This window comes from Streptomyces sparsus (assembly GCF_054776295.1).
Genome location: NZ_BAAHCA010000292.1, coordinates 1 through 5,276, shown reverse-complemented (window position 1 = coordinate 5,276; position 5,276 = coordinate 1). Strand labels below are relative to the sequence as shown.

The following is a 5,276-nucleotide window of genomic DNA, read 5'->3' as shown; positions in this document are numbered from 1 at the left end:
CGGGGACCAGCGCCGCCGTGCCCCCGTACACCGCCCAGTCGAGATCGTTGTCCGGCAGCAGGACCGGCAGCAGCACGCGCACGCCCCGCGCGCGCAGCGCGTCGAGCAGCGCGCGGGTGCCCGGTTCGGCGCCCACCGAGACGTACGCTGCCACTGTGGTGGCGGCCGCCAACTCCGGCAGGGCCAGAGCGTGCTGGGACAGCCGCTCCGCCGCCACCGCCACGTCATCCGCGGTCAACGTGGATCTCACCTGTAGGAGATCCTGCCGCAACGCACGTTTGACAGCATCGGTGTTCACTCTGTGTCACCCTCTTCTATGTCCGCATACCGCTACAGAGCGACCGGACGCTTATCTTCCGCCCGATGTCACCGGTTATGGTGCCGGACATGACTACCTCACGTAACCGGATCACCAAGGCTGTCATTCCGGCAGCCGGCCTGGGCACTCGCTTCCTCCCCGCCACCAAGGCGACCCCCAAGGAGATGCTGCCTGTCGTCGACAAGCCCGCGATCCAGTACGTGGTCGAGGAAGCGGTCAACGCCGGCCTCTCCGACGTTCTCATGGTCACCGGCCGTAACAAGAGGCCGCTCGAGGACCACTTCGACCGCAACTACGAACTCGAACAGATCCTGCGCGCCAAGGGCGACGACCACCGCTTGGAGAAGGCCCAGGAGTCCAGCGACCTGGCCACCATGCACTACGTCCGCCAGGGCGACCCCAAGGGCCTGGGCCACGCCGTGCTGTGCGCCGCGCCGCACGTCGGTGACCAGCCCTTCGCGGTCCTGCTCGGTGACGACCTCATCGACCCCAGGGACCCGCTGCTCAGCCGGATGACTGCCGTTCAGCAGCAGTACGGCGGCAGCGTCGTCGCGCTGATGGAGGTCGACCCGGCCAGCATCCACCTCTACGGTTGCGCGGCGGCCCGGCCGACCGGTGACGACGACGTGGTGCAGGTCTCCGACCTGGTGGAGAAGCCCGACGCGGCCGAGGCGCCCAGCAACCTCGCCATCATCGGCCGCTACGTGCTCGACCCGGCCGTCTTCGAGGTCCTGGCCAAGACGCAGCCCGGCCGCGGCGGCGAGATCCAGCTCACCGACGCCCTCCAGACGCTCGCCGCCGACTCCTCCATCGGCGGCCCCGTGCACGGCGTCGTCTTCCGCGGACGCCGCTACGACACCGGTGACCGTGCCGACTACCTGCGGGCCATTGTCAGACTGGCATGCGAACGTGAGGACCTGGGGCCGGACTTCCGGACCTGGCTGCGGGGTTATGTGAACGAGGAGATGTAGGGCAGTGAGCGAGACCTGGTCGGTCGACGAACACCTGGCGGACATCCTCAACGCCGTCCGGCCGCTGGAGCCCATCGAGCTCCAACTCCTGGACGCCCAGGACTGCGTCCTGGTCGAGGACGTCCGCGTACCGGCCTCCCTGCCGCCCTTCGACAACAGCTCCATGGACGGGTACGCCGTCCGGACAGCCGATGTCGAGGGCGCGAGTGAGGAGTTCCCGGCGGTGCTCACCGTCGTCGGTGACGTCGCGGCGGGCAGCGGCGACCTCCCCACCGTGGCCCCCGGCCAGGCCGCCCGCATCATGACGGGCGCCCCGCTGCCACCCGGCGCGGAGGCCGTCGTCCCCGTGGAGTGGACGGACGGCGGAACCGGCGGTGGCCCGGCGGCGGCCATGGCCGCCCACAGCACGGATCCGGCCGGCGCCGCCGGTGAGGTCCGGGTGCACCGCCCGGTCAAGCCCCGGCAGTACGTCCGGGACCAGGGCAGCGACGTGCGGGCCGGTGCGGTGGCGCTGACGGCGGGCACCGTGCTCGGCCCGCCGCAGATCGGCCTGCTCGCCGCCCTGGGGCTCGGCACGGTCCGGGTGCGGCCCAGGCCCCGGGTCGTGGTGCTGTCCACCGGCAGCGAGCTGGTGCCACCGGGGCAGCCACTGGGGCCGGGCCAGATCCACGACTCCAACAGCTACCAGCTGATGGCCGCGGCCCGGGACGCGGGCGCCCTCGCCTACCGGGTCGGTGCGGTCGCCGACGACGCCGACACCCTGCGCGCCACGGTGGAGGACCAGCTCGTCCGGGCGGACGTCCTGGTGACCAGCGGCGGAGTCAGCGTCGGCGCCTACGACGTGGTCAAGGAAGCGCTCAGCGGTACCGACGTGCGTCCGGACGCCGACGGCGACCGCGATTCCGGCAGTCTGGAGGTGGCGGCCTCCCGCGGTGTCGACTTCCGCCGCCTCGCGATGCAGCCCGGAAAGCCGCAGGGCTTCGGCCTGATCGGCGAGGACCGCACCCCGCTGCTGGCGCTGCCCGGCAACCCGGTCAGCTCGTACGTGTCCTTCGAGCTGTTCGTGCGCCCGGTGATCCGCGCGCTGCGGGGCTGCGCGGAGGTGCATCGGCCGGTGGTGAGAGCCAGGGTCACCGCGGAGGAGCCCCTCACCTCACCCGCCGGCAAGCGGCAGTTCCTGCGCGGACGCTACCTGCCGCCGTCCGAAGGGGAGCAGAGCGGAACGGTCGAACCGGTCGGCGGCCCCGGCTCGCACCTGATCGCCTCGCTCGCCCAGGCGGACGCCCTGATCGTCGTGCCCGAGCAGACCACCGAGGTCGCACCCGGCACCGAGCTGGACGTCATGCTTCTCAGCTGAGTGCTGAGTACCCAGCGCCGAGTGTTGGACATGCGGGGGCGGGGCGGCCGGTCGGGCGCCGCACCGGCGGGGCACGGCGGGTACGGTGTCTGCTCATGAAGAGCCAGCACCTCACGCACATCGACGAAGCCGGGGCCGCCCGGATGGTCGACGTCTCAGCCAAGGACGTCACCGCGCGCACCGCCCGGGCCAGCGGACGAGTGCTGGTGTCGCCGCAGGTCGTCGCGCTGCTGCGGGGGGACTCCCCGCAGGGCACGCTGCCCAAGGGGGACGCGCTCGCCACCGCCCGCATCGCCGGCATCATGGGCGCCAAGCGCACCCCTGAGCTCATCCCGCTCTGCCACCCGCTGTCGGTCTCCGGTGTGACCGTCGACCTGACGGTGGCCGACGACGCGGTCGAGATCAGCGCCTCGGTGCGTACCACTGACCGCACCGGAGTCGAGATGGAGGCGCTCACCGCCGTCTCGGTGGCGGCGCTGACCGTCATCGACATGGTGAAGGCAGTCGACAAGGGCGCCGTCATCACCGACGTCCGGGTCGAGGAGAAGTCCGGGGGCAGGTCCGGCGACTGGAGCCGGGCATGACCGCCGCCGCGGACGGCCCCGCTCCCGACCGGTCCCCGTCCGAGCCCGTTCGGGCGCTGGCCGTCACCGTCTCGAACCGGGCTGCGGCCGGCGTCTACGCGGACACCGGCGGGCCGCTGCTGGTCGAGGGGCTGCGCGCGATGGGCTTCGCCACCGACGGCCCGAGTGTGGTGCCCGACGGCGAGCCGGTGGAGGAGGTGCTGCGGGCCGCCGTCGCCGCCGGCTACGACGTGGTCGTCACGACCGGCGGTACGGGCATCTCACCCACGGACCGCACCCCCGAGACCACCCGCCTGGTGTTGGACCGCGAGATCCCCGGCATTCCGGAGGCCGTGCGGGCCGCGGGCCGGGCGAAGGTGCCCACCGCCGCGCTCTCCCGTGGCCTTGCCGGGGTCGCCGAAAGTACCCTGATCGTGAACCTTCCCGGTTCCCGTGGCGGAGTCAAGGACGGCTTGAGCGTGCTGGCGGAGCTTCTTCCCCACGCCGTCGACCAGCTGCGCGGCGGCGACCACACCAGAGGGGACACGAACTGAACGCCGTATGGCCGGTCGAGCTGGCGGACGGTGACACGACCCTCCGCCCCATAAGGCTGCGCGACCACCGGGCCTGGCGTGAGGTCAACCAGCGCAACCGGAGGTGGCTGCGCCCCTGGGAGGCCACCGTGCCCCCCACACCCCCCGGGCACCTGCCGCCGCGGCGGCCGACCTACCGGCAGATGGTCCGGCACCTGAGGTCGGAGGCGCACGCCGGCCGCATGCTGCCCTTCGTGGTCGTCTACCAGGGCAGGCTCGTCGGGCAGTTGACGGTGGCCGGCATCACCTGGGGCTCGATGTGCTCCGGGCACATCGGCTACTGGATCGACCAGGACGTCGCCGGACGCGGGGTGACCCCGACGGCTGTCGCCCTCACCGTCGACCACTGCTTCCGGAACGTCGGACTGCACCGTGTCGAGGTCTGTATCCGGCCGGAGAACGGTCCGAGCCGCCGGGTGGTGGAGAAACTCGGTTTTCGCGAGGAGGGCGTGCGGCCGAGCTATCTGCACATCGACGGTGCCTGGCGGGACCACCTCGTGTACGCGCTGACCGAGGAGGAGGTCCCGGAGGGCCTGCTGGCCCGCTGGCACCGGGCAAGCCCGGGAACATCGCGTAAATAGAATAGGTGTTCGCTTTGCCTCGCCCATTCGGCGGGCTTCCGTCCGGCAGCTGAGCAGATATGAGCTCCGTGGGCCCTGCAATCACAAAAAATGCTCGATATATCAGCCGGATCGTGCGACACACCGCGCCAATTGGCGGATGCTTCGACCAAAACCCCTCTACCGTGTGATGCGTGAGCAGCAGCGGCCTCATCTACGCAGTCATCGTCGGGGCCTGGGCCGCCTACTTGGTGCCGATGTGGCTCCGCCGCCAGGACGAGTTGAACGACTCCCGTCCGACGGAGCGCTTCAGCACCGCCATCCGGCTCCTGTCGGGTCGTGCCGCCATGGAACGGCGCCACGCCAGGGAACGGGAGGCGCGGGAGGGAGCCCCCGATCCGGCCGCCGACGGTGACGACACCGGCCGGGCGGACGCCGCGGAGGACGCGGTGGCCGTCCGGGACCTCGGCGATCCCGATGCCGCCTCCGGTCACCTGCCGGGTTCCGCACAGGAGGCCGCGCAGCGCGCCGCCGGGACGTACGCGTCCGGTTCCCGCCAGGTGTCCGCAGCCGTCTCGGTCGACGCCGAGGCCATGACCGAACTGCACCACCGGTCGCCCCGGACGTCGAAGGAGCGGGGCAAGCGCGCCAAGGTCCTCGCCCGCCGGCGCCGGACCACCATGGTGCTCTTCCTGTCCTTCACCTTCGGCGCGATCATCGCCGCCGTGGGCGGGTTGCGCTTCCTCTGGGCACCGGGAATCCCGGCCGTCCTGCTGAGCGCCTACATCGTGTACCTGCGTGCCCAGGAGCGTCGCCGGTTCGCCGTACGGCTTGACAACCAGCGCGCGGAGTCCGCCGCGCGCCGCCTGCACGAGCGGCGCCGTGGCGCGCACCCCGGCGCGGACCCCGCCTC

7 protein-coding genes are annotated in these 5,276 nt (G+C 71.8%); 6 read left to right on the top strand and 1 reads right to left on the bottom strand.

Translation table 11 applies throughout. From position 1 onward, the window contains the following. Positions 1-298, bottom strand: a 298-nt coding sequence (locus ACYVE9_RS14670) for a 5-formyltetrahydrofolate cyclo-ligase (RefSeq protein WP_461028279.1), incomplete at its 3' end; no start/stop codon positions are given. Positions 299-387: 89 nt separating this feature from the next. Here ACYVE9_RS14670 and galU point away from each other — a divergent pair. The 6 genes from galU to sepX all read left to right on the top strand — a co-directional run. Beyond that, positions 388-1,290, top strand: a complete 903-nt coding sequence (galU, locus tag ACYVE9_RS14665; RefSeq protein ID WP_461028278.1) for a UTP--glucose-1-phosphate uridylyltransferase GalU — start codon at positions 388-390, stop codon at positions 1,288-1,290. A 4-nt stretch (positions 1,291-1,294) separates the two neighbouring features. Further along, positions 1,295-2,647 (top strand): molybdotransferase-like divisome protein Glp, encoded by a 1,353-nt coding sequence (glp, locus tag ACYVE9_RS14660; RefSeq protein WP_461028277.1) that lies wholly within the window; start codon positions 1,295-1,297, stop codon positions 2,645-2,647. Positions 2,648-2,742: 95 nt separating this feature from the next. Next, positions 2,743-3,231, top strand: coding sequence for a cyclic pyranopterin monophosphate synthase MoaC (gene moaC, locus ACYVE9_RS14655; protein WP_461028276.1), 489 nt, complete (start codon positions 2,743-2,745; stop codon positions 3,229-3,231). Further along, positions 3,228-3,764 (top strand): MogA/MoaB family molybdenum cofactor biosynthesis protein, encoded by a 537-nt coding sequence (locus tag ACYVE9_RS14650; protein WP_461028275.1) that lies wholly within the window; start codon positions 3,228-3,230, stop codon positions 3,762-3,764. The genes moaC and ACYVE9_RS14650 overlap by 4 nt, the downstream gene beginning before the upstream one ends. After that, positions 3,761-4,384, top strand: coding sequence for a GNAT family N-acetyltransferase (locus ACYVE9_RS14645; protein ID WP_461028280.1), 624 nt, complete (start codon positions 3,761-3,763; stop codon positions 4,382-4,384). Before ACYVE9_RS14650 ends, ACYVE9_RS14645 begins: the two co-directional genes overlap by 4 nt. Before the next feature lie 173 nt (positions 4,385-4,557). Then, positions 4,558-5,276, top strand: a 719-nt coding sequence (sepX, locus tag ACYVE9_RS14640; RefSeq protein ID WP_461028274.1) for a divisome protein SepX/GlpR, incomplete at its 3' end; no start/stop codon positions are given.